We start from the raw sequence: 1,882 nt of genomic DNA, 5'->3' as shown, positions 1-1,882 counted from the left end.
CAAGCGATAACGAGCGATATCAAGCGATAACGAGCGATAACGAGCGGTGACAAGCTTAAAGCCTAGAAGCTAATTCGCTGCGCGGCTAGATTCTATAAAAGCTGAAAGCCAACGTTCACCCGTTTCCACACAATCCGCTTGTTATCGCCCTCACTTGTTATCGTCTGTCATCACTAAATTCGTAAGCACAGCATTCGCTTGTTATCGCTCGTCATAGTTCTATCAGTAAGCGCAGCGTTCGCTTGTTATCGCTCGTCATAGTTCTATCAGTAAGCGCAACGTCCGCTAGTTATCGTCTGTCATAGCTCTACCAGTAAGCGCAGCGTTCGCTTGTTATCACCTGTCATAGCTCTATCAGTAAGCGCTACGTCCGCTCGTTATCGTCTGTCATAGCTCTATCAGTAAGCGCAACGTCCGCTAGTTATCGTCTGTCATAGTTCTATCAGTAAGCGCAGCGTTCGCTTGTTATCGCCTGTCATAGTTCTATCAGTAAGCGCAGCGTTCGCTTGTTATCACCTGTCATAGCTATTTCTGTTGTCGCTGTAACTCAATTAACTGATTAGGTAGCTTCAGGATATGTGCCAAACGTAATAACTTTGCACCTTAATGGCACAAATAGACTTTACCCATTGATATGTTTGATATTATTTTCAGAATAAAAACGATGATGTGAAAAGGTGTATTGACCAAGATAAGAAGATATGTGCAACAATGAATAAAAATTGCACCATTTTGGGGCAAAAAAGGAAGGTGAGCGGTAACAAGCGGTAACAAGCGATAGAAAGAGATGGCGAGTGATGAAAAGCGATAAAAAGCGATAAAAAGCGATAGAGCCTAGATGCTATAAAAGCTAAAAGACCTAGTAACTCGAACGGTACTGGAATCTGGTGACTAAATCTTAGCAGCGAAGCTGTTCCTAGAAGCGTAGCGCTCTATCCGCGTAGCGGCGTAGTATTTAGAATCTAGATGACTAGAGCGCTACGCTGCTAGATGCTATAAAAGCAATAGACCTCGTAACTCGAACGGTACTTGGCCTAGTAATTAAATCTTAGCAGCTAAGCTGTTCCTAAAAGCGCAGCGCTCTATCCGCGTAGCGGCCTAGCACTTAGAATCTAGATGACTAGAGCGCTACGCTGCTAGATTCTATAAAATATTAACAGCGAAGCTGTCCCTAGAAGCGCAGCGCTCTATCCGCGTAGCGGCCTAGAATCTAGCATCTAGATTAATACTGGAATCTGGTGACTAAATCTTAGCAGCGAAGCTGTTCCTAGAAGCGAAGCGCTCTATCCGCCTAGCGGCCTAGAATCTCGGCATTAAGTTAGAATTGGTTTTCGAAATAGCTTTCAATAATTAACACCGCTGACACCGCATCAATTTGACCTTTGGTTAACGCTTTAAAACCACCCAATTCAAATAAACGGGCTTTAGCATCTGCAGTGGTTAAACGTTCGTCTTGGGTGGCAATTTTAACGCCAAAACGACCATTAATTCGATTAGCGAATTTTCGAGCTCGTTGAGTCATCTCTTGCTCGGTGCCGTCCATATTTAACGGTAAACCGACAACAACAAGATCTGGTTGCCATTCTTTCAATAATTTATCGATATCATCCCAATTAGGGATCCCATCAACCGCTTTAATTGATAATAAAGGTGTGGCGCTAGCTGTAATGGCTTGACCTATGGCGACACCAATACTTTTGGTGCCGTAGTCGAACCCTAAAACGGTTTGTGGTTGCATGTTTATCTCTTGGTTTAATCTTTAGAGGACGCTTTAAAAGCAACAGCCTAGAGCGCTACGCTGCGAGGACGCTTCGCGGCTAGAGGCTATAAAATCTTAGCAGCAAAGCAGTTCTTAGCAGGACGCAGTCCGTCCTAGAAGCGC

General features: G+C 44.2%; 1 protein-coding gene. It reads right to left on the bottom strand.

The window, feature by feature from the left end; genetic code table 11:
• Positions 1-1,318: 1,318 nt before the first annotated feature.
• Positions 1,319-1,738, bottom strand: coding sequence for a Holliday junction resolvase RuvX (ruvX, locus tag H5125_RS21555; protein WP_059744132.1), 420 nt, complete (start codon positions 1,736-1,738; stop codon positions 1,319-1,321).
• Between the last annotated feature and the right edge of the window lie 144 nt (positions 1,739-1,882).

The organism is Shewanella sp. SR44-4, from assembly GCF_014163715.1.
Taxonomy (GTDB): Bacteria; Pseudomonadota; Gammaproteobacteria; order Enterobacterales; family Shewanellaceae; genus Shewanella.
This window is presented reverse-complemented; position numbering and strand designations above follow the sequence as displayed.

Excerpts from the sequence above, each read along its gene's own strand:
- ruvX (WP_059744132.1), bottom strand. The coding sequence starts at position 1,738 with ATGCAACCACAAACCGTTTTAGGGTTCGACTACGGCACCAAAAGTATT.